Below are 19,955 nucleotides of genomic sequence, written 5' to 3' on the forward strand. Positions count from 1 at the left end.
AGAGTACAAACGCTCCACGAAAGAAGGATATACATGAGATATATGCAATTGGGAAATTCAGGTATACAAGTTTCAAAAATGGGATTGGGAACTTGGGCAATTGGAGGAGGTCCTGCTTGGAGTGGCGGTCCTGATGAACAAAATGCTATAGACACCATTGTTGAGGCAGTTCAGCACGGCATTAATTTGATTGATACGGCTCCAGCATATAATTTTGGCAACTCGGAGCGGCTGGTTGGGCGCGCGCTTAAGCAGGTACATCGAAATCAGGTTGTTTTAGTGACCAAGTGCGGTGTGGTTTGGAATCGTGAGGGTTCGCCGTGGAATATCGTGGGTAACCGTCAGCTCTATAAGAATCTAACGCCACAATCAGTGCGGCTTGAGCTTGAAGAATCGCTCAGGCGTTTAGGTACTGATTATATTGATTTATATATGACGCATTGGCCCTCTGTTGAACCATGCTATACCCCCATCGCAGAGACGGTGGCTGAGCTTAACCGTTTGAAAGAAGAGGGTAAGATTCGCGCGCTTGGTGCCGCAAATGTCAGTATTGCTCAGATTAAAGAGTATCTTGCGTGTGGTGAACTTGATTTGGTGCAAGGCAAATACAGCATCCTTGATAGGGCGGTTGAAGACGAGCTGTTACCTTTGTGCCAGCAGAACAATATTGTCATGCAGGCATATTCTCCTCTTGAGCAGGGGCTTTTAACAGGCACGATTGCACGCGATTATCGTCCTGAACCAGGAAATGCGCGGAGCAATAAAAAGTGGTGGCAACCTGGTCGTATGGAGCGCGTTATCGATATGCTTGATGCGTTTAAGCCACTTTGCAAAAAATATCATTGCACTATCCCGGCGCTGTGCCTTGCATGGATTATGAACCAAGGGGATGAAATAAATCTGCTTACTGGTGCCACAGCCCCTGAACAAATTGGGATGAATGCGCTTGCAGCTAGCCTTGAGCTTGAAACAGCAGATATGCAGTACATGCGTGCTATGGCTGAAGCCTTAGATGATGAAGCGTGCATGTAGGTAGCACATTGGGTGTTCTCATCGGTTGCTCGACAGAAAGTTAATAGCTGAGAGGGGGAGTGTGATTATGCCACAGGCAGGCAAAAAGCCCTCAATCGTAAAGAAGATGTTTATCGCAGTGTTATGTGGTATCGCGTTGGGTGTGGGCGGCATTGTGCTGCGTGATACGCTGGGTGCAGATAGTTCAACCTGGCAGCTGATACACTCCCTGCTACTTGTTGACATCACCAGTTCTGAGGGCATACAAGGCATTGGCCTTTTCTTTATCGTGAGCCAACTCTTTATGCGTTCATTACAGCTTGCTATTGTGCCTTTAGTGCTAACGTCTCTGGCTTTATCGCTTTGCAATTTGGCACAGCCGGCAAAGTTGGGACGTATTGCCATGCGTACCCTGTTGGGCTTTGTGGGCTTTTATCTTGCATCAGCGGCGGTTGGTGCAAGCTGTGCATATATTGTAAGTGAGCTTGGCGGCTTTCATGTGGCGCTTCCGGAGTCTGAGGTAACAACACTCACACCGGTTGATGCATATAATCCGCTTGCAACCATCATCAATATTGTTCCAAATAACGTGCTAGCAGTTTTATCAAATAACACTTCAATTTTGGCAGTTTGTTTTGTTGCTGTTGTCATGGGCATTTGCATGGCACGTATGGGCAATAATGCGCAATCACTTAAGAGTTTGATGCAAGCCATTGAAGAGCTTATTCAGATGGCACTCAAGGTTGTGATTGAAAAGATGGGTCCTGTTGCTATTTTTTGCATGGTATCACGGAGTCTAGCGGTATATGGTACTGAGTATATTCAACCGGCAATTGTTTGGATGCTTACAACGGCGCTGGTATGTTCGTGTCTGGCTTTCTTGCTGTATCCCTTGGGTATTGCACTTACAACCAAACTCGACCCATTGCCGTTTATGAGAAAAGCCATCAAGATTGCGCTCTTTGGCGCAGCAACGCAATCCTCGGCTGCAACTTTACCGCTGAATATGCGCACCTGCATTGATGAATTGGGTTGTTCGCCTGAAATTTCGAGCTTTGTTATGCCAACTGGTATGAGTATTCATATGAATGGTACAACAACCATGCAAATTATTGCTGTTACCTTTATTGCTGGGGCTGCAGGAACGCCTTTATCACCAATGAGTCTACTTATTGCGGCACTTCTTGCTATCACCGTTGCGTTAGGGACGCCTCCTATTCCAGCAGCAGGTGCAACTTTGGTCTATGTGGTGATGCTCGGTGTTGGTCTCACCTCCCCACTTGCCCAAGTAGGATATTCGCTGGTATTGGCAATGAGTTATGTTCCTGGTATGGCTGTTATGCCTATGAACGTGGTGGGAGATGCGGCAGTCAATGTGATTGTGTGTCATAAAGAAGGCGAACTTGATGCGCAACGTTATCTGCACTAACAGTTCTTTGTTGCTTATCTAGGTAGAGATGTAGCTGATTAATTGCTTGGTGCGCTGTGGTCTGTATTACGCAGCTTAGTGTATAGCGCTATCAATATAGCGCGTTTGTGTGGCGCGGTTTGGCACAGTATGGCGCGGCTTGGCGCAAACGAACAAGTTCTCATTGCGTCCTTGCCGAGTCAGTTGCGTTTGGCGAGGTGCAAAAACCAGACCCCGATAGTCTTCGTTGAAGGCAATCTGCCTACGCGCGCAAATCGTTCAACTGCGTTATAGTGCTTGGTATGGATACAGCAGAAGCTAACATATCAACACAACAAGAAACGCCATCGAGCAAATTTGGGCCTACGGTGCCGGTTGGTCGTTTTGCACCGTCGCCCTCTGGTCGCATGCATCTGGGCAACATATATGCCGCGCTCCTAGCTTGGCTGAGCGTTAAAAGCCAAAACGGCCGCATGCTCATGCGCATCGAAGACCTAGACCCGCGCTCGGCACGCTCTGAGTATGCTGCGCAGCTATTGCGTGACCTTGAATGGTTGGGTCTTACCTGGGATGGTGAGGTTGTATACCAGCATAATCGTCTTGAGTACTACGAAGCAGCCTTTGATGAGTTGCAGCAGCTGGGGTTGTTGTATCCGTGTTTTTGTACACGCGCTGAGCTGCATGCCGCAAGCGCGCCTCATGCAAGCGATAACACGCCGCGCTATCCGGGTACCTGCGCCCATCTAAGCCCTGCTGAGCTGGCTGCGCGCACGCAACTTCGGTCGCCTGCCTATCGGTTGCGCGTTCCTCAGGCTGTCTATAGCGCACACGATGCTGTACAAGGACAGATTGCTACTCATCTTGCACAGTGCTGTGGTGACTTTTTGGTGCGCCGAAGCGATGGGGTCTTCGCGTATCAGCTTGTTGTTTGTGTCGATGATGCAGCTATGGGTGTAACCGATATTGTGCGCGGGCGCGATTTGCTCGATTCTGTCCCTCGTCAGCTCTATCTGCAAGAATTACTCGATTTGCCGCATCCACGATATGCTCATGTGCCCTTACTTGTGGCACCCGATGGTCGCCGCCTTGCCAAACGAGACCGTGACCTTGATATGGCTGCTTTGCGCGAGCGCTTCAAAACGCCGCAAGCGCTTCTGGGTTGGCTGGCCTATATCACGGGGATGGTTGACGTGAATGAGCCGCTCTTGGCAACAGACTTACTTCAAGGCTTTAGTTGGGACGCAATGTGTAAGCGCAGGCACGATATTGTTATTGATGGGTCATTGCTGTTCGCATAAGAGTAACATTGCTTAAGACGCTGTTTAATACAGAAGTGGTATCAGGTTACAATAGAACTGTCTATACCAGTATCGAAGGGCTTTGCATGAGTGCACAACAGCTGCATACGCGGTTATCTTTGTGGTCGTATATCAAGTTTTTAGCGGCATTTGTTGTGGCGTTCATAACGTGCGCTGCGCCTATTGTCGCGCAGGCTGAAAGTTTTACCGTTCCAAAAGTTGCTATCTCTGCAGAAGTTCAGCAGGATGGAAGCTTGCGCGTGAGCGAAGCGAGAACCTTTTCTTTTAACGATGATGTGAACGGCGTGTTCTGGACGATTCCTTTGAAGGCTAATCAGCAGGGACAGACCTCAAGCATTGATGATATTGGCATTGTTGAAGAATCTCCTCAAGCAAACTCAGAGCGCACAACCTTTAGCGTGGCTGATTTTGCAAGTCCTGGTCAGCGCGGGGTGTATACCGTTGAGAAGGAGTCTGACGGCATTAAGCTCAAAGTATTCTCTCCACACAAAGCCTATGACGAGGTAACATACACCCTGTCCTATACCCTACATGGTGCAGTTATGGCATGGTCAGATACTGCCGAGCTGTACTGGAAATATATCGGGTCTGGTTGGGAAGTTCCTTCTGAGCATGTTGAGTTAACGGTGAGTTTTGCCGGTGCTAAGGCTTCGGGTGTTGCGGCAACAACAGGCGATAGCAATGCAAATTTGCGCGCATGGGGACACGGTCCGCTTAATGGTAGTTTAACCTTGTCATCAGGTGTTCCATCGGTTACCTATACCGTTGATGCGGTTAACCCTGGTGAGTATGCTGAGGCGCGTGTTAGTTTTCCAGCAGAGTGGGCTTCGCAGCTTGAGCCGGTGAATGAGTCACGTTTGTCGCAAATTCTGGGAGAAGAACAAGTGCGGGCAGACTACGCTAATGCTAAGCGTGAGCGTATGCGCAAGTGGGTGAATACCCTTCTTATTTTAAGTTTTGCTGTTCCTGCTGTGTTTTTGGCTGTTATGGCACTTGCTAAGCTCAAAACCGGTTCTGGCCCGGTGTCAAGTTTTCAGGAAAGCTATTTTCGTGATGTGCCATCAGATGACCATCCGGCTGTGTTATCAGCATTTATGAATGATGAGCATGTTGATAACAAAGCAGTAGTAGCTACTCTGATGAAGCTCACTGATGAGCGTATTGTGCGTATTGAGCGTGAAACTACCAGCTCACGGGGTATGTTTGGCAAAAAGCAAAAGGAAGACTACACCTTGGCGGTAACCCCCGGGGGAGCGGAGCGCATCACAAATAAGATTGACCGCCTTGCGCTTGATTTGTATGACATTGACGAGCAAGGCGTGAGTTTTAAGGGCATGCGCTCGTATGTCAAAAAGCATGAGTCTGAAGTAGCCTCTGCATGGGGAGATTTTACATCTGAGGTACAAGCTAGACTCGACGCGCGTAATCTGGTTGCAAGCACCGGTATGCTGGCAACAGTTCTTGGTGCTATAGGCGCACTTGGGTGCATAGCTTTTTGCGTCGTGTGCATATTCATGACAGAGAATCCATTGGCTGCGGTGGGTATCGTGCTGGCAGTTATTGGTGGGGCTATAGGCACAACCTTCAAGCGTTATACACAAGAGGGTATTGACCTCAAGACGCGCTGTGAAGCTCTTAAACATTGGCTTGAAGACTTTACGCGCTTGGGTGAGGCAGTGCCGGGCGATATTGTGCTCTGGAATAAGCTGCTGGTGATGGCAGTGGCGCTGGGCGTGTCGCAGTCTGTGCTTGAAGAGCTGGCTGCAGCAACACCTTCGGAGTTTGAAGAGGCCTACCAAGATTCAATGTATTATCCCGTCTGGTGGTGGTGTCGTCCGCATCATGGTTTAGGTTTGCCAACTGCATCTTTGCATGAGGTGAGTAACCTAACGATGTCCACCATAGCAAGTAGTTTCGACAGCTCAGGGGACGGCTTTGGCGGTGGCTTCTCAGTTGGCGGCGGAGGTGGTGTCGGCGGCGGAGGCGGCGGTAGCTTCTAGGCGCAAATAAGTTACATCTGTTGTTTTGGCAAAAATGACGAAAAAGTACTCTCTATAACCCAGCGGGTCAAAAATTTATCAGCAAAAGTGCAGGTAGATGAGGTATACGTAAAGTTACAATTGTCTCTTTATGCCAAATTAGTCAAAAATGACAGTTTATTGCGTCAAATTAGTCAGTTTTGCCAAATCGACAGGTGTTCATTTTCGTTTGGGAGCAGAAACAAATTGCAGCATATGTTTCTAACCTCGACAAGCTCATCATCCTTCGTTGGCGTAATCTCGATATACTCTAAAAAACAAGCAATCTAAGCCTGTGTACTCTAAACTGCATGAATTAGAAGATGGTTTAATGGCGGTTCGGTATGCTGAGTTTAACGAAAAGTATAATCAGCGTGATATTTCTGCAAGACAAAAAATGAGAGAGCTTGTTGACTCCGACGCTAATAAGGTAACTAAGGTGTTCAGTACGCTTTTTAAGGGGTGATGATTATGAGAGCGTATCCACAGGATTATTTGAATGATGTGGTGGAAAATCAGGGAAAACTCTTTGACTTCGTTGCTCAAAATTTTCCGAGGAAAGACACCGAGGATTTTATTAAGACTTATATGCAAAGCAAAACAAGAAAAAGCATCGATGAAGCACAAGCTTATGTCAATACCATGAGTGCTATAGAGTTGTGGGCTACTTTATCAAAACAGAAAATTATGTTTTGAAGCCTGGTAAACCTCTTGCTGGTTTTATGCCTGATTGGATTGGTGAGTTTTATGCGTATTATCAGTGGTACTACAATATTTCGAGTTCGGAGGTACTGAAAAGAGTACCGCTTGATTTTTTGAAGAAGGCATATCACGGCTTGCACGACTTGGAACTTGATTTAGCGGTGCAAAAGGTTGGAGATGAGCGATGAGTATAATATGCTTTCACAATCCAAATGAAGAAAATGGTTATTTAAGCAATTGGTATTTATCACCTTTTACAGTAGACAAAAAGAGCTTTTCATCAATGGAACAATTTATGATGTATCGCAAGGCGATTTGCTTTGACGATGAGGCGGTAGCAACAAATATACTTGCAATTGATGATGTTGCGGAAATCAAAGCACTTGGAAGACAAGTATCAAATTATGATGAGCATATTTGGAATGGTATTAGGCAGATTGTCGTTTATGAAGGGCTTTTGGCAAAATTCTCACAGAATGAGGATTTGAAAGATAAGCTTAAGTCCACTGGAGAAGCAGTATTAGCAGAATGTGCGGTTAAAGACTTAATTTGGGGTGTTGGATTATATAGCCCCGTTCTCTCCTAATATAAGGAGGAACTAATGCTGTATACCTATGAGTTTGAGGTTATAAATCGAGACGGTATGTTTGTATCAATGCCCTTTGGACTAGACGGAGGAACGCAAGGAACTTCTTTGACTGATGCCATCAAAATGTCAGCAGACTGGTTATTTACTAAAGCAGTCTCTGAGCTTGAGTTTGGGCGCGAGCTCCCTCAATGTGGCTCGCTTGGGAATGTTCCTTGTGAGGGCGGCACGGTAATAGTGGTAGCAGTGAGTGCATCGATGCATGATGTTGAGAGCGTGAGCGCCGCAGAAGCCGCCAAGCGCTTAGGCGTGAGTACCGCGCGTGTAGCTCAGCTTTGCCAAGCAGGCAGCCTTGTGTCATGGTCAATTGGTTCTACGCGCATGGTCTCAGTGGCTAGTATTGAATATAGATTAGAACTTGCCCCTCAGGCAGGACGGCCAAAAGAAGACTAGGGGCACGATTATGGCCATCTACAAAACACCAAGCGGTAAATGGCGCGTACAGGTTGATTTGGGTGCTGGCTTAGACGGAAAGCGTAAGCGCAAAACGGGGACCTTTCCCACAAAGCGAGAAGCTCAAATGGCTGAGCATCATTGGGCAGAGCTTTCAAGAACCAATTCGCTTTCTAAGAACTCAATTACGCTGTTGGAGTTTACGCGAGAGGTGTATATACCTGCAAAGGAGCAAAAGTTAAGGTACTCAACCTTTAGAAGGTATCTTATTGACATCAATAAACGGATTTTGCCATTACTTGGGAATAAGCGACTTGATGCAATTGGCCATTCGGACGTTCAAAAGCTGATTGACGGGTGCAAGAGCCATAAAGTTGCTGTTACAACACGTGCTACACTTCGCCAGATTTTCAACCTTGCAATTAATATGGGCTTTCTTGTTCAAAATGTTGCCGTGCAATCATACGATATGCCTAAAAACACCGTACACCCTGACGAGCATAACGGTGATTGGCTTACTACCTTCGATGAGCATTCAGCATTTCTCCAACAGATTGATAATGAGCTCTTTCAAACTAGGGCCTATCTTGGCCTTGGTCTTGGTTTGCGAAGGGGTGAGATATTTGGTCTTAACTGGGACGATATTGACTTCTCTAAAAAGCTTGTACATATTCAGAGAACATATATACGTGAGAGCGGCGGCTATGAGCTTATGAGCCCTAAAACATACGAGAGTGACCGATATATTCCGATGCATCCCGCGCTTTTTAGCTTTCTTATGGCGCTGTATGAAAAAAGGGCTCATCCAACAGGAGCAGTGGTTATTTCGCGTAAAGGCTTAAGAGCTTCGCCAATAAAGACTTCCGCCCGCTGGACTGCGTTTTTGAAGAGACACCCAGAAATGCCGACAGTCTCAATATTAAACATGCGTCATTCGTTTGCCACGTCGTGCCTTAATGCGGGCATTGATGTTACGAAGGTTTCAAAGATGTTAGGGCATACCAACATTACAACAACGGTCAGGCGCTATATTCGCTTTAAGGCAGAAGATTTGGTAGTAGAGTTTGACCAGATAATGGGGCAAAAAGAGGAAGTTTAGGCGCGTGCCAAATCTGTGCCACAAAATGTGCCCACAAATTATAATGCCTGATAAAAGATGGTAAAGCTTTTAGGAAATTCATCGGCGAGAAATGCAGTCAATTACTATATTTCAGCAGGTAGATGATAGTATTTTCAACAAAACAAGGTGGTAGGGATGTTGGATTACATATGCAGAGCCAACATTAGCCATCTTGTGCCATCCCTAATATCTGGTCAATCTCAGCGCGAGCTTTAAGCGCGTTGCTGCGCCGCCGCTCTGCTTCTAAGCGTTGCGCGGGAGAGAGCAATGGTTTTGGTTGGGGCAGCGGGTGCTGCTTGGTGTTGCCCAACAAGTAAAATAACCTTTGCAAATGAAACTCGATTCTCCATAAAAGATACGAGCCTGTTTCCCACTCAAGGCTTGGGTCTTGTAGCTTTGCCACGCGCGATGTAGCAGGTAGTTGCTGCCATAAAATTGCCATGCGCTCAAGTTCTATGCCGTCGCCTGAAAGAGGGAGTGCGACGGTATAGAACTGTTGAAAATCAGCAATTACTTCGTCTCGGTGTTCTTCAAAACAGGAGACGAAGCCAAGGAGTTTTTTACACGCGCCGCCTCAAGAGCTGCATCATTTAGTTTGGCAAGCCCTGTAAAACCGCCTACGCGCTCAACATAGTCTTCGTCGTGACCCATGTAGATGCGCTCAACAGCTTCAAACAGCCCATCAGGGTGCTTCTCAGACAGTGCCAACTGCTTCATGGTCTTATAGCTTTTTAGCTCATCAGCATCGCAGTAGAACTTGCCCTCAATCCCCTCAACGGTAAAGCTAATCTTATCCATGTAAACTCACCCCTTAGACGTTTGCGCGATCAGTCTCGGTGGACTCGATATACTCATAGCAAGTGTTGCCATGTTCATCGGGGACATATTTAATGGTGATAGCACGTGCTCCCAGCTCGCTTGCTGCCATAGTTAGGTCATCAAGCTCGCTTGACTGGCCATTAGGCACGACACGACGACAACGCCGACCATTTTTAAGAACAAGATCAAGAGCATAGGAGCGCGTGGTTGCGCTGTTGGCATTATGCTTAACTGTAATAAGACCGTTTTCATCGGTTACATTGTCATCGCCATACATAATCTTGAGCGTTTCAGCCTTAATTTCTGCAGGCGTAAACTGAGCCGACTCAACCAAACTGGTCTGCTCCTCAGCCATAAGGTCACCGTTCATGTCCTTAAGCTCTTCCGAGTCACCTTCACGCGTTTCGGTATACCCATCTTCGCTCAAAAACCCAAGCACGCTAAATGCTGCATCAAGCTTTGACCAGCAATCCGTTGGAAGTGGGGTGCCCACTGGTGCAGTAAAGATGTATCCGCCGCGAATACCTTTAATTGCGCTAACGTTTTCAGTGTTATTTGTTGTCGCTTTTTTATTTTTGGGCATGATATAAACCTTTCTACTTGCAAATTGTTATTTGAATTGATGTTTGATAGCGCTCTTGGCGCGATTCAGGGTCTGCCCATCGATAGGTGCTCCCAAGCTCTACACCAAAGACCACAGGCTCATCCATAAGGTCAAACACCACGTCTTCAACCTTGCTAATAAGCTCATAGGCACGCCGGCGTGAGTGTGCCCACGCCTGAATAGCAAAGCCAATGCGCCGCACAAAGCGTGTGCCAACAGCGCCTGTCTGCTCAACCAGAATAAACTCATCAGGGCGCTCGCGGGCAACTTCAAGCATCACGTTTACGCCTAGTGCCTGCTCTAAGTGCAGAGCAACCATACGCTCTAAATCCATTATGAGCTGCCCTGAGAATGGAGCGCACGGAGGAGCCTGTTGTGCTTGCGCTCGCTATAGTGGGCATGCGGGCTTGCCGTAGACACACGATAGCCTCGAGCTAAACGACCCTTAACGGCGCGAGCAACATAGCCCTTACCTGTCTCATTTGGCGCTGGTGTAAATGTATCGTTACAGCTCTCCTCAATTGACTTGGCGGGTTGTGTGAGAAGCGCCTGAACATCTTCTGAGCTCATAAGCTCGGCGTATCCTGCGCGGTCCCAGCGAAACCGCCCAAAGCTAATCTCGCATTTTGCTCTAGCCATCTATATGCTCCACATCAACGGTTAAATTCCAAGGACCTGGTACATTTGACTCGGTATAGCGGCGAGGAGACCCTATGACCCTACAAATTTGTCCTCTCACCTCTATTTGTGCGCCCTGCAAATCTGCTGTATAGGTTTTAGGGAAGCAAAGCGTATATGCGCGGCGAGAGCCTTGAGGGCGCGATGGGTCTAAGTCATCAGTGGGGCTAGGTGCTACAACAACGTTTTCTACGTGCTCACGCTCAATCCGCTCAGACAAAATATCGCCTAGACGGTCACGCTGAACTACTGGATGGAGCACCACCACACGCTCACCTGCAATAAGAGAAGCTCCAAACACTTATGCCTCGTCTCGTTCATAGGGGGTAAGAACGTTTAAGCGCTGTCCTACAAGACCCAATCGTTTGAGATCGGATTTGCCTAAATACAGCTCGCCTAGCCCTGCCCCATAACTTACACTCGCTGAGTAGCCGCCGGCTGCCTGTGTAAACTGGGTAGCCCCTGCAATAGAGATAGGAGCACTTAGGACACGGTTGGCAAGCATGCATGCAACTGAGGTAGCCGAGCGGTCAAAAGATGGGTGAGCTCCAGCTGTATACTCATCTCCATAAAAGTCCTCATAGGCATTTATAAGAACTGCGCTCGCATCACCTAAAAGCGCTTCTGCACGCGCTACATCTGTAGGCGCGCCAAAACGAAGGCTATACTCATCAATTGATGCAAAACTTGCCAACATATCCGGCACCCCTTAGGAAATGGTGCCGTTTTCAAGTCGGACAAATTCTGACGCGCTGCGGATAACAAAGCCAATTTCAAGCTCAATGCGCACCGCAAACATGTTGCGCTGGAAAAGGTTGAGCTGAACCGTCTTTGAACCATCCTTCACACTTAAGGATGCTTGGTCTGCAATGGCTATATTGATGTCTTGAACAATGCCATAGCGTGCGCCACTCCAATCACCGCCAAAGCCTACAACCTCGACAGATTTTGAAGTAACTGCAGGCTTGTAAGCATGACGTGAGAAGTGCGCAGGAATTGAAAGCACTGAGTTTGGAGCGCCTTCAACAGATGCATTACTAATAAAGAGTGGGCGGTTATTTGAGTCTTTTGCTTTCAAAAGCACCGTGCGAGCTGCTGGAGAAAGCACCCAGTGGTTAAGGTCTGCCTCAGCTTTGCTAACTGTACCTATTGCGTCCACAAACGCGTCATAGGTTTTTACCGAGACATCGAGCGCAGGGGCTTGAGCGAGCGTATCAAAGCTCTCACCTGGGGCATCTTGAAAACCAAAGACCGTCTGGTCAAACACCTTAGCAATACTCATAGGCAAACGCCCAACGAGTGCCTCATAAAGCGCTTCGTTGTTTGCCCTGAACTGGTTTGAGAACGGCTCAATCAAAGCAACGGTATAGCCCTTCATAGTTTTGGTTGTCAGCGTATGCTTGCCAACCGGTTTTTCTTCGGTCTCAGCTGTCCAGGCAGCAACTGGGTCGCCGGTCACCACAGGAATGGTAAGACCGTTTCCCGGCAGGGTGATGCGCTCCGCGAGCTTCATCACAACTGAAGACTCTTGTGCCTTGGCCCAAATCTCAGAAGAGACTGATTGAGGCAAGGTCAAGCTTTTTGTGTTCATAGAATCAAGTGCCATAAGATATGTCCTTTCTACTTCATAGCGTCATTCATAAACTTAGAAAAATCTGTGGCAGGAGATGAGTTGGTACTTGCCCTGTCAAAGGTGCCTGGCGCGTCGAGTTTGGCGGCTGGCTTTTGCTTAAACGCTTGGAGCATCTCATCAGCCCATGCCTCCATAGCCTCGCGCGTATCGCCCACCAAAAGCTGTGCTGGTACATGCTTTGCTTTTGCAACCTCATCAGCAAGTGTGCGTCTTGCTTCAGCGCGCTCTTTTGCACTCAAGCGCTCTTCAAGCGCGGCAATCCTCTCAGCATCGGTTTTGCTTGCAGCACGAGTGCTCTCAAGCTCAGCCTGAGCATCCTTGTTTGCCTTTGCGCGGGCTTCCCATTTACGAGCGTTTGCCTTTGCCTCTTCATACAATGCTTTGTAGTTGGGCTCTTTGTCAGTACCCTTTTGCTCTTTGTCCACCTGATTGTCACCAAGCTGTTCCATCTCTTACCAATCCTTTCTCACGCTGTGCAGCGTGCGCCACGCTACTTTGCAGTGCGTAGCTCATAGAGGTAGTTACCTGCCGTGCGGCAGCGTATGGTGGGCATTGTCTGGTATGCGTGAGATTTAGCGCTCAAAGGTGTATTTAGGCGTGTTAAGAACGGCATATAACTCATTTTAAGCAAGATACACAGTGGCCTTGTTGCATTTATGTAAAACGCCTGAAGCAAGGAGTAGCTCCGTATCTCTGTCTATAAGCTTAGAAATTAAGGTACACTTACTTATGGAGTACGCCCAGACCTACGAATCGGGAAACGGCTCCATTTATTTTTTGAAATGAAGTATTTATGACCAGCTTTTTCAAAATATGTATAAGGTTTGAATTAGCGTGTGCTATGGTATCTTTCAATAAAGAAGGGGTTTCCCCGCCGACCGTTTTCACGGGGGGGTCTAACCCCTTCTTTTTACTCTTAAAATATATTCGTCTTTTAAGATTAGAACTTGGTTAAACTGCTTTTTATCTTCTCCATAGCGCCAGTGTATATATCGCCTTGTCGATTGAATAATCTCGTCTCGGCTCCATTTTCCCTCAGACGGAGAAACCTCAAACTCTCGTATATCAAGAATGAGGTTATCAGCTTGCTCGGCTGCTTCTTCAAATTGATGGTAGAGCGTTTGTTTGCCTTCACCTATTGGTTGCTTTATCTCCCAAGCTGCCCCATTAATCCACAAGTCAGAGGTTGATTGATGCTCATCTGAACGGGTTGTTCTAAAAACTGATGGGATACCGTGCTTTTGACTCAAAGCCTCAACTACTTCTAACTCCTTCGGCTTAGGTTTTGCCCCCTTTTCTAGTGTTTTTTCTGCAGCTTCTCCCGTCAAAAACCACTTCGCATCACGGGTTTCTATCTCTTGTGAGATGCGCTTAGAGCTAAAGTGCTCAAATGCCTTACTTGGGGTTCCACCATGGCGTTTAATATAGGTTTTTTCTCTTCAGATGATAGGCGGTCCCATTCTTCTCGTATTGCAACACGTCCACCAAGCGCAGAAACGCAGCTCTGATAGCGTTCATACATTGCGTCTGGGTCATAGCCCTCAATTTGCATATGCCCATAGTTTTGTACAACACGGCAATCACAGCCCTTATGGGCATGGCTTGCCGCCTCTTCGGTGTTATAGGTATAGCCAAATGAAGAGAGCATAAGACAAAATCCACAGGTTTCACGACCTGCAGGGACACGAGCAAACTTAGGTTTTTTAGGGTCAATACGCGCATTGTAGGCCGCGCATCTATTTGCCGCTAGGCGACACTCTGTGTTGATACGGGCTACGCAAGTTTTTTTGAACGTGTCGGTATCACCTGTTTTAACCACACTATTAAGTGATGCGCGTACAGCGCCAGCAAGCGCATCAGGGTTTCTTCTTGCATCAGGGACAGCTCGAAACATATCATGGACGCCTTGGAGTTCGCGCACGCTATCGTAGGTTTCAGCAGCGCGAGCGGCGGCGAGACTAGTGCTGCCCTCGCAAATCGTTTCAAGTGCCTCAATTGAAGCTTCTCGAAGCGCGGGGACATCTCTCCCGTCCCACTCAGCAATCACTTCAGTAAGGGAGCGCTCAGCCATACGTTCCGAGCGTGAAGAGATATAGTTGATTTCCTTGTTGAGCTTATCTAGTGGCTTACGCGAGATTTCCATGAGGCTCGTCTTTCTCGCTCAACAAAGACATAAAGGTTTTGCGGGCTTGAGCTTTTTTAGCATCAGAGTTGATACGCTGCATTTGCTCATCGGTGTAGTCCAGTAATTCCAGCATGACATCAGAGTCTGCCAACTTAGGAATAGCTTGAATCTGCTTGAGTACCGCGTCACTTTGCGAGACCGTTGAGGGGTAGGCAGGTGACATAAAACGCGGATTAATGTTTGCGCCACGGTCGCGCTCGAGGGCAAAGTTAGTTCCTCTAGCCACAGCAAGTGCCATATAAGCCACGTTGCGAAGGGCGCGACCATTATCACGGTTGAGGTTTTTTGCCTCAATTACGAGCGGCTCTAAGCTAGCCGCTATAGCATCTGCTGAGCTTGGATTATCGCTTGACACACCAAAAAAGGAGACTGGAACATTAGTTACGCTTGACATCTGCGATGCAAGCGAGCGGAAATACTCATTAAGAGGTGTCATTTGTAGCTGTGCGCCTTGCCAGATAGTCGGCGAATCACCATCAATATCTTTTGTAATCTCGTTAATCGCGCCCATAGAGGCATCGTATCGGTTGTTGTCATTAATCACGCGCTTATAGGTGCCTAAAAGCCACATCTGGGGAAGCGCTGAGGACTCTGCGGCAACTTCCATGCGGGCACGCTGCCGAATAGCGTCGTCTGTGATGCTCATAACTGAGCGTGTAATGCGACTCATACCAAAGGGACGCTCAAGGGTGGCGCTGTAGGCCATAGGCTCAATCAAAGGCCGTCCCATGCTGTGGTAGCGATACTCTGCCACCCATGTATTTTCACACCGGCGCAAAACAATGACAGCATCTTGTGTAAATATATTAACGACAGAGGGTGTATGCGTGCGTTGTATAGGAGAAAACTTAGACTCTGCCACTACAAGCCCTGCGGCAATGCATTTTTGTGCGTCATCCCAAAGGGCGGCAGCAGCAGTTGCTGGGTATGCGCTTATAACAGGCTCACCTGCTGCGCCATAGCTTACTGTCCAAAAGCCGCAGCAATGCTTTAGCTCGCAGATAAGGTTTTTTCGATAGAGAGAATCAAGCCCGTTGGCAATATAGATATGTCGTAAAAGCTCTGTTGTCTCATCATCATCGGTTGTAAAACCATTGAGTACTGAGCGGTCAGCTAGAGCATGTACGGCCTTTTTTGGCCAATCAATACGAGGGTCAATCTTTTTAGCTAATGATGAGGGCATAGCAATGCCTAAATCTTTGACCTGCACATGCCCGAGATAGTATTTTTCGCGCAATATATTGCGCTCTTTGCAGTTTTGCCACACGCTCATGAGCTGCTTTACTATCAAAGCGTCTGCTGGCTCTAAACCATCGGCACAAGCAATATCTCCTGCTAGGTTAATCGAAAAAATACCCATTAAAAACTTGCCCCCTGTTCCCGCTCGGGATCTCGTTTGGTTGTACGAATGGCATATAGTGCGAGCGCTGCTGACTCAATTGGAGCTGAGATGCTATCTTCGCCGTCTCCAAAGCTCCATCCGCCAAAATCTCCCACTTTTCGCCGAATTGATTTAGTTGCAGACACATCAAGCGCTGGTGATGCAATGTGTTTTATGGTCTGCGCGTTCACCTCATCGCACAGCATGGCGGCAGCCGATTGCACAATAGAAGAGCTGCCCTGAATAATTGCTTTTTTAGGGAATGAAGCGTCATGCAGGCGCTGAATAAGTGCTCCCGACCCTGATTTTCCATCGATACACACCGCGGCAATTCGGTCTTGGTTGCGCGTAAGCATCTCTGAGATGCCAACCGTGCCACCATAGGCGGATTGAACGTCGTAGAGCTCAATATATGCCTCACACCCGCGCTTTGCACGTGCCCAAGACACAGCAACTGTTTGTCCATCTGGGCTAAATTTGACGCCAAAAGCGATCTTGCCGTCTCGTATAGGCTCATCCACACAGCAACGTTCCCAGTTAGGACCACTCAAGGCGAGGTTGGCAGCATTGGTGCTCGCCGACCACCAACCCAAGCGCTCACGGGCAAATACATCTGAGGGCATTTGAGAGGCTTCGGTTTCAACAGCGGCATAATTGAGCTGTGTCCCAAGAGACGGGTTGTATTCATACCAGCGTGTTTTATCGTGTATATCTCCAATTTCTGGTGCCGCCCACTCAATCCAAGCGGCATCTGTTGTACCTTCGTGAGCACGCTTGTGAAGGTCCTTAAAGATAGTGCCAATATTTTCGGGTGCAGGAGGTGTGCCTAGATAGATGGTCTGCGGGTTATTCATGGGACCTGCTGATATAGCTGGCAATGATGCCGCTTGTTGGCGTGCAGTTAGGTCCTGTGCCTCATCGTAGATAAGTACGTCATAGGTGCGCCCGCGCGCTAGCGAGTCGGTGCGTGTCGTAAAGCGGATAAGCCCGCCGCCCAAATCGTCTGAGTCTTGCTTTTTCTTCAACCGGATAGATTGTTGACCATTTGTTTTGCGCACGCAATCAAGCAAGCTATGTAGCTCGGGTAAATTCTCATCTTCAAAAGGAGCAGCAAGCTCTTCAAACATCTGCATAGCTGTATCGCCGTGCTGACAGGTAAAGAGTATTTTTTCTCCGGCAAGCGCACCGTAGAAACAGCGTGCTCGCACGACCCAGCTTTTACCATTTTGCCGAGGGATTGAGATACCAAGCGTGCGCAGCAAATATTTATCTGCATCATCTCGCGCTAGCATGGCATGCAAGAGATAGGGCTGCCATGGAAGGGGTTTTCCAAAATAGGCGCCTGCAAGCTCAACCGCCATAGCGCCATCACCATCTAAGTGCTCAGGGATATTAGCAACAAATGTTGGGGTTAGGCGCGGGCTTAACATGCGCGGCGAGCCTTTTGCTTTTGGGCTCGGTCGCGCAATACGAGCTGCAATACCTGTGCGCTATCGGTTTTTTGGGCTTTGGTTGTATGTATCATATCAACGCGAGCCTTAGGCGATATGTTTAAAAGCTCGCTTAATGCTCGAATCTCGGTAGTTGCCTCTTTAAGTACGGCAAGGGCTGGGTGCTTTCGGTGAAGCGGCATTGGGTTGCCTGAAATATCCTCTAAGTCCTTATAGCCAATTTGCTCGAGCACCTCTAAGGTGTCCTCACCGCGCACAAGCGCAGCTCTTGCTTCTATGGCGACATGGTGCCAAAAGCACAGAAGGCGAAGTGCTGGCACATCTTGTTTGGTAAACGTATTGCCCTTAGGAACAAGGGCTTTCCAGATGAGTTTTTCGCATTCATCGGCTCGTACGTCTTTTGGCATGGAAATACCCATAGCAACTCCTTTCTGATAGGGGAGATACTATTCGGCACGTGAGATAGTGATAATTTGTTGAAAAATGTCGGGGGGAAATTAGCCATAATGCCGCGGTTTCTCGACTGACCCCCTAGGAGGGGTAACATCCCCTCTAAAAGAATATTAATTATTATTTTTATTTATAAAATATCAATTAATTACATAATTATGTATTATTTTATAAGTATTTATTCGTATAATTATTAATAAATTAAGTAATTAAAATAGTTCAGTGCGCTTAATTACAAGTTGAGCTTTATCTCCAGGCATGCGGGCGCCTTTGCGTCTGTTGCAGATGCGATGAGCAGGCGCTGCATTAGCATAGTCATAGGGTTCACCACCACGAGCTATTGGAATGATATGGTCTAGCTCAAAACTATAGGGATGACCTGCAGGTAAATCATAATCAATAGGGGCACCGCATAAATGGCAAGCCCTTCCCTCGGCCCTGAGGCGTGCCCTCATCTTCTGGCGGACACTACCGTTTTTTGTCCATATGCTCCGGGGCTTAACCATGGGGCTTCCTTTCTTGCAATAGGGGGGGTACATGTTCTATATACACCCAGGCAGCTGTAGGTATTAAGGAAAGGATAGCGTCGCCCTGAGAATTGTTTATTTTTCAGTGAATATAGGGTACAATGGCATCGACGGCAGCCCACGTTGTGGATAGCTGGGCAGCGCCGTTGTTTGTTTGAGAAAACCGCCGCTCTAACGGCGGTTTTTCTTTACCTTACAACGGGACTGACCCCGCGCTTTGGTATGAAGTCTAATTAAAGCTGTTGCTAGTCCAACTAACGCTGTAGCTAGCTTGAGCAATTCAATCAATAACTCCATGAGCATCACCTCCTCTCTAAAGAGCAGGCGCTGCCCAGCACGTGGTTACCTACTTAAAGGTTGCTGCGTCTTTGCCGTTAATTATTGTAGCTCAAACCATAGCTGAAGCCCTGGTATTTACTCCCTCAATATATATAATTACTTCTTATCAATCTGGGTATCTGAACATGAAAAGCATGTAGTGCCTGAGCTGGAATAACTTATTGCTTACTACTTTAGTGCCCTAATCTATTGACACTCTATTGGCATAGCATTTGAGCGCTTAGGCAACGAGTAAAAATCACTGCGTTTGCGCGCAAATAGACCAAGCGCAAAGCACGGTTACTTTTAATTGTGGGGTATATATGTTGCTCTATATTCATATAGGAATTTTGCTATAATAGTCTTGTCCACAGGATAAGAAAGGAGGTTGATTGAATTGGACAGCTTGATTGAGTTCCTGAAGATGATTAGTGCAGCACTAGTTGCTATGGTCATTGAAAGGAGGTTCGGTTGGTTTCTCGATGACATACTAGGAACCAAAAAGCCCCGCTAGCCTGAAAACGAACGGGGCTGAGCTCAAGGGAGGGCGGTTGACCGCCGCTCTTCCACTCATCGATATATTACACCTAAATCAAGGAGGAACACATGATTAACCATGTAATCGACTTTTGTTTGATGGTACTTGCCGTTCTGGTGGTTCGTATTGGCTTTCGTATCTACGATGCTAGAAAGGGGCGCAAGTAAGATATGGCAATCTCAGATGCTCAAAAGCGTGCAACGCTTAAATACCTGAAGGATAAAACCAAACAGCTGGCTATTCGATTTTACCCGGCGGATATGGAGTTGTTCGAGTGGCTTGACGCTCAAGACAACAAACAAGGCTATATCAAGCAACTCATACGTGAGGATATGGAGCGCAAGAAAAGAGACTAGAGCGCCTAGCATAGGTGGCCTAATAAGAGCGGGCAAGAGTGTGCAAACTCCTGCTCACTCTTGCGCGTTTTAGGTACTTGATGTTACTCCGTATCTGTATGTTCTGTTTCAAGTTCCAACTGGTCTATATAGTCCCTGATAATCTTGTTCATGTTTGCTAAATCGTCGGTGCGTTTATAAGCGTGTGTATTCATAGATTCAAGCTCTTTAATTACGTGGTCTAGTACCTCATATTTTCTATCGTCCGAAAAACGAACAGTACTATCACGTATATTTTTCGCTGCTTTTAAGAAGAGGTCAGACGTGCTATATATGCCGAAAAATCGAATCCTAATATCGAGCACCCCATTGTCAAGACTTTTTAGCCGCCTCATGAACTGGATTGTTGTTCTATCCAT

The 19,955-nt window shown here is 47.4% G+C and carries 27 protein-coding genes; 10 read left to right on the forward strand and 17 right to left on the reverse strand.

Annotated features, from left to right (window positions below; translation table 11 throughout):
- The first annotated feature begins 33 nt into the window (after positions 1-33).
- The 9 genes from KPC83_RS02865 to KPC83_RS02905 all read left to right on the forward strand — a co-directional run bounded on the left by KPC83_RS02865 (position 34) and on the right by KPC83_RS02905 (position 8,596).
- Positions 34-1,032 carry an aldo/keto reductase gene (locus tag KPC83_RS02865; RefSeq protein WP_216279056.1) on the forward strand — a complete coding sequence of 333 codons (999 nt, stop codon included), beginning with the start codon at positions 34-36 and terminating at the stop codon, positions 1,030-1,032.
- A gap of 67 nt (positions 1,033-1,099) precedes the next feature.
- Entirely contained in the window at positions 1,100-2,440 is a 1,341-nt protein-coding gene (locus KPC83_RS02870; RefSeq protein WP_253201022.1) for a dicarboxylate/amino acid:cation symporter, read from the forward strand.
- Between the two features lie 281 nt (positions 2,441-2,721).
- Entirely contained in the window at positions 2,722-3,717 is a 996-nt protein-coding gene (gene gluQRS, locus KPC83_RS02875) for a tRNA glutamyl-Q(34) synthetase GluQRS (RefSeq protein WP_216279058.1), read from the forward strand.
- A gap of 86 nt (positions 3,718-3,803) precedes the next feature.
- Positions 3,804-5,738, forward strand: coding sequence for a DUF2207 domain-containing protein (locus KPC83_RS02880; protein WP_216279059.1), 1,935 nt, complete (start codon positions 3,804-3,806; stop codon positions 5,736-5,738).
- A gap of 489 nt (positions 5,739-6,227) precedes the next feature.
- A complete protein-coding gene (locus KPC83_RS02885) occupies positions 6,228-6,452 on the forward strand; it encodes a hypothetical protein (protein ID WP_216279060.1) in 225 nt (74 codons plus the stop codon).
- A complete protein-coding gene (locus tag KPC83_RS02890; RefSeq protein ID WP_216279061.1) occupies positions 6,449-6,646 on the forward strand; it encodes a hypothetical protein in 198 nt (65 codons plus the stop codon). Before KPC83_RS02885 ends, KPC83_RS02890 begins: the two co-directional genes overlap by 4 nt.
- Positions 6,643-7,044: an NADAR family protein gene (locus KPC83_RS02895; RefSeq protein ID WP_216279062.1), complete on the forward strand. Its 402-nt coding sequence runs from the start codon at positions 6,643-6,645 to the stop codon at positions 7,042-7,044. The genes KPC83_RS02890 and KPC83_RS02895 overlap by 4 nt, the downstream gene beginning before the upstream one ends.
- Before the next feature lie 15 nt (positions 7,045-7,059).
- Positions 7,060-7,497: a helix-turn-helix domain-containing protein gene (locus KPC83_RS02900; protein WP_216279063.1), complete on the forward strand. Its 438-nt coding sequence runs from the start codon at positions 7,060-7,062 to the stop codon at positions 7,495-7,497.
- A 10-nt stretch (positions 7,498-7,507) separates the two neighbouring features.
- Positions 7,508-8,596: a tyrosine-type recombinase/integrase gene (locus tag KPC83_RS02905; protein WP_216279064.1), complete on the forward strand. Its 1,089-nt coding sequence runs from the start codon at positions 7,508-7,510 to the stop codon at positions 8,594-8,596.
- A gap of 184 nt (positions 8,597-8,780) precedes the next feature.
- On the opposite strand, the gene KPC83_RS02910 is transcribed toward KPC83_RS02905, so the two are convergent.
- The 16 genes from KPC83_RS02910 to KPC83_RS07245 form a co-directional block, all read right to left on the reverse strand.
- Positions 8,781-9,059: a hypothetical protein gene (locus KPC83_RS02910; protein ID WP_216279065.1), complete on the reverse strand. Its 279-nt coding sequence runs from the start codon at positions 9,057-9,059 to the stop codon at positions 8,781-8,783.
- A 68-nt stretch (positions 9,060-9,127) separates the two neighbouring features.
- Positions 9,128-9,415, reverse strand: coding sequence for a hypothetical protein (locus KPC83_RS02915; RefSeq protein WP_216279066.1), 288 nt, complete (start codon positions 9,413-9,415; stop codon positions 9,128-9,130).
- A gap of 13 nt (positions 9,416-9,428) precedes the next feature.
- A complete protein-coding gene (locus KPC83_RS02920) occupies positions 9,429-10,019 on the reverse strand; it encodes a hypothetical protein (RefSeq protein WP_216279067.1) in 591 nt (196 codons plus the stop codon).
- Between the two features lie 13 nt (positions 10,020-10,032).
- Positions 10,033-10,374 carry a hypothetical protein gene (locus KPC83_RS02925; protein ID WP_216279068.1) on the reverse strand — a complete coding sequence of 114 codons (342 nt, stop codon included), beginning with the start codon at positions 10,372-10,374 and terminating at the stop codon, positions 10,033-10,035.
- Positions 10,374-10,679, reverse strand: coding sequence for a hypothetical protein (locus KPC83_RS02930; protein WP_216279069.1), 306 nt, complete (start codon positions 10,677-10,679; stop codon positions 10,374-10,376). Before KPC83_RS02930 ends, KPC83_RS02925 begins: the two co-directional genes overlap by 1 nt.
- The gene (locus KPC83_RS02935; protein ID WP_216279070.1) at positions 10,672-11,019 is read right to left on the reverse strand and encodes a hypothetical protein; all 348 of its coding nucleotides are present in this window, start codon (positions 11,017-11,019) and stop codon (positions 10,672-10,674) included. The genes KPC83_RS02930 and KPC83_RS02935 overlap by 8 nt, the downstream gene beginning before the upstream one ends.
- Positions 11,020-11,415 (reverse strand): Gp19/Gp15/Gp42 family protein, encoded by a 396-nt coding sequence (locus KPC83_RS02940; RefSeq protein ID WP_216279071.1) that lies wholly within the window; start codon positions 11,413-11,415, stop codon positions 11,020-11,022. It abuts the gene before it with no gap.
- Positions 11,416-11,427: 12 nt separating this feature from the next.
- Positions 11,428-12,324, reverse strand: coding sequence for a phage major capsid protein (locus KPC83_RS02945; protein WP_216279072.1), 897 nt, complete (start codon positions 12,322-12,324; stop codon positions 11,428-11,430).
- 14 nt (positions 12,325-12,338) lie between these two features.
- Positions 12,339-12,800: a hypothetical protein gene (locus KPC83_RS02950; protein ID WP_216279073.1), complete on the reverse strand. Its 462-nt coding sequence runs from the start codon at positions 12,798-12,800 to the stop codon at positions 12,339-12,341.
- A 447-nt stretch (positions 12,801-13,247) separates the two neighbouring features.
- Positions 13,248-13,679, reverse strand: coding sequence for a hypothetical protein (locus tag KPC83_RS02955; protein ID WP_216279074.1), 432 nt, complete (start codon positions 13,677-13,679; stop codon positions 13,248-13,250).
- A gap of 23 nt (positions 13,680-13,702) precedes the next feature.
- A complete protein-coding gene (locus KPC83_RS02960) occupies positions 13,703-14,494 on the reverse strand; it encodes a hypothetical protein (RefSeq protein WP_216279075.1) in 792 nt (263 codons plus the stop codon).
- Complete coding sequence (locus KPC83_RS02965) at positions 14,478-15,896, reverse strand: phage portal protein (protein WP_216279076.1); 1,419 nt, start codon at positions 15,894-15,896, stop codon at positions 14,478-14,480. Before KPC83_RS02965 ends, KPC83_RS02960 begins: the two co-directional genes overlap by 17 nt.
- A complete protein-coding gene (locus tag KPC83_RS02970) occupies positions 15,896-17,347 on the reverse strand; it encodes a phage terminase family protein (RefSeq protein ID WP_216279077.1) in 1,452 nt (483 codons plus the stop codon). Before KPC83_RS02970 ends, KPC83_RS02965 begins: the two co-directional genes overlap by 1 nt.
- Entirely contained in the window at positions 17,341-17,787 is a 447-nt protein-coding gene (locus KPC83_RS02975; protein WP_216279078.1) for a P27 family phage terminase small subunit, read from the reverse strand. The genes KPC83_RS02970 and KPC83_RS02975 overlap by 7 nt, the downstream gene beginning before the upstream one ends.
- Before the next feature lie 240 nt (positions 17,788-18,027).
- Positions 18,028-18,324 (reverse strand): HNH endonuclease, encoded by a 297-nt coding sequence (locus KPC83_RS02980; RefSeq protein WP_253201000.1) that lies wholly within the window; start codon positions 18,322-18,324, stop codon positions 18,028-18,030.
- Between the two features lie 192 nt (positions 18,325-18,516).
- Positions 18,517-18,642: a hypothetical protein gene (locus KPC83_RS07245; protein ID WP_256441479.1), complete on the reverse strand. Its 126-nt coding sequence runs from the start codon at positions 18,640-18,642 to the stop codon at positions 18,517-18,519.
- A gap of 729 nt (positions 18,643-19,371) precedes the next feature.
- Between KPC83_RS07245 and KPC83_RS02985 the strand changes: the two genes are divergently transcribed.
- Positions 19,372-19,557 carry a hypothetical protein gene (locus KPC83_RS02985; protein WP_216279080.1) on the forward strand — a complete coding sequence of 62 codons (186 nt, stop codon included), beginning with the start codon at positions 19,372-19,374 and terminating at the stop codon, positions 19,555-19,557.
- An 83-nt stretch (positions 19,558-19,640) separates the two neighbouring features.
- Here KPC83_RS02985 and KPC83_RS02990 read toward each other — a convergent pair whose 3' ends face one another.
- Positions 19,641-19,955 (reverse strand): hypothetical protein, encoded by a 315-nt coding sequence (locus tag KPC83_RS02990; protein WP_216279081.1) that lies wholly within the window; start codon positions 19,953-19,955, stop codon positions 19,641-19,643.

Origin of the sequence: Collinsella sp. zg1085 (assembly GCF_018889955.1) — a bacterium.
In the GTDB taxonomy this organism is placed as follows: Bacteria; Actinomycetota; Coriobacteriia; order Coriobacteriales; family Coriobacteriaceae; genus Collinsella.

What these genes read in the sequence shown, in the direction of transcription:
- KPC83_RS02865 (WP_216279056.1), top strand. Translation starts at nt 34, where the DNA reads ATGAGATATATGCAATTGGGAAATTCAGGTATACAAGTTTCAAAAATG.
- KPC83_RS02870 (WP_253201022.1), top strand. Translation starts at nt 1,100, where the DNA reads ATGCCACAGGCAGGCAAAAAGCCCTCAATCGTAAAGAAGATGTTTATC.
- gluQRS (WP_216279058.1), top strand. Translation starts at nt 2,722, where the DNA reads ATGGATACAGCAGAAGCTAACATATCAACACAACAAGAAACGCCATCG.
- KPC83_RS02880 (WP_216279059.1), top strand. Translation starts at nt 3,804, where the DNA reads ATGAGTGCACAACAGCTGCATACGCGGTTATCTTTGTGGTCGTATATC.
- KPC83_RS02885 (WP_216279060.1), top strand. Translation starts at nt 6,228, where the DNA reads ATGAGAGCGTATCCACAGGATTATTTGAATGATGTGGTGGAAAATCAG.
- KPC83_RS02895 (WP_216279062.1), top strand. Translation starts at nt 6,643, where the DNA reads ATGAGTATAATATGCTTTCACAATCCAAATGAAGAAAATGGTTATTTA.
- KPC83_RS02900 (WP_216279063.1), top strand. Translation starts at nt 7,060, where the DNA reads ATGCTGTATACCTATGAGTTTGAGGTTATAAATCGAGACGGTATGTTT.
- KPC83_RS02905 (WP_216279064.1), top strand. Translation starts at nt 7,508, where the DNA reads ATGGCCATCTACAAAACACCAAGCGGTAAATGGCGCGTACAGGTTGAT.
- KPC83_RS02910 (WP_216279065.1), bottom strand. Translation starts at nt 9,059, where the DNA reads ATGGCAATTTTATGGCAGCAACTACCTGCTACATCGCGCGTGGCAAAG.
- KPC83_RS02915 (WP_216279066.1), bottom strand. Translation starts at nt 9,415, where the DNA reads ATGGATAAGATTAGCTTTACCGTTGAGGGGATTGAGGGCAAGTTCTAC.
- KPC83_RS02920 (WP_216279067.1), bottom strand. Translation starts at nt 10,019, where the DNA reads ATGCCCAAAAATAAAAAAGCGACAACAAATAACACTGAAAACGTTAGC.
- KPC83_RS02925 (WP_216279068.1), bottom strand. Translation starts at nt 10,374, where the DNA reads ATGGATTTAGAGCGTATGGTTGCTCTGCACTTAGAGCAGGCACTAGGC.
- KPC83_RS02930 (WP_216279069.1), bottom strand. Translation starts at nt 10,679, where the DNA reads ATGGCTAGAGCAAAATGCGAGATTAGCTTTGGGCGGTTTCGCTGGGAC.
- KPC83_RS02940 (WP_216279071.1), bottom strand. Translation starts at nt 11,415, where the DNA reads ATGTTGGCAAGTTTTGCATCAATTGATGAGTATAGCCTTCGTTTTGGC.
- KPC83_RS02945 (WP_216279072.1), bottom strand. Translation starts at nt 12,324, where the DNA reads ATGGCACTTGATTCTATGAACACAAAAAGCTTGACCTTGCCTCAATCA.
- KPC83_RS02950 (WP_216279073.1), bottom strand. Translation starts at nt 12,800, where the DNA reads ATGGAACAGCTTGGTGACAATCAGGTGGACAAAGAGCAAAAGGGTACT.
- KPC83_RS02960 (WP_216279075.1), bottom strand. Translation starts at nt 14,494, where the DNA reads ATGGAAATCTCGCGTAAGCCACTAGATAAGCTCAACAAGGAAATCAAC.
- KPC83_RS02965 (WP_216279076.1), bottom strand. Translation starts at nt 15,896, where the DNA reads ATGGGTATTTTTTCGATTAACCTAGCAGGAGATATTGCTTGTGCCGAT.
- KPC83_RS02970 (WP_216279077.1), bottom strand. Translation starts at nt 17,347, where the DNA reads ATGTTAAGCCCGCGCCTAACCCCAACATTTGTTGCTAATATCCCTGAG.
- KPC83_RS02975 (WP_216279078.1), bottom strand. Translation starts at nt 17,787, where the DNA reads ATGGGTATTTCCATGCCAAAAGACGTACGAGCCGATGAATGCGAAAAA.
- KPC83_RS02980 (WP_253201000.1), bottom strand. Translation starts at nt 18,324, where the DNA reads ATGGTTAAGCCCCGGAGCATATGGACAAAAAACGGTAGTGTCCGCCAG.
- KPC83_RS07245 (WP_256441479.1), bottom strand. Translation starts at nt 18,642, where the DNA reads ATGGAGTTATTGATTGAATTGCTCAAGCTAGCTACAGCGTTAGTTGGA.
- KPC83_RS02985 (WP_216279080.1), top strand. Translation starts at nt 19,372, where the DNA reads ATGGCAATCTCAGATGCTCAAAAGCGTGCAACGCTTAAATACCTGAAG.
- KPC83_RS02990 (WP_216279081.1), bottom strand. Translation starts at nt 19,955, where the DNA reads ATGGATAGAACAACAATCCAGTTCATGAGGCGGCTAAAAAGTCTTGAC.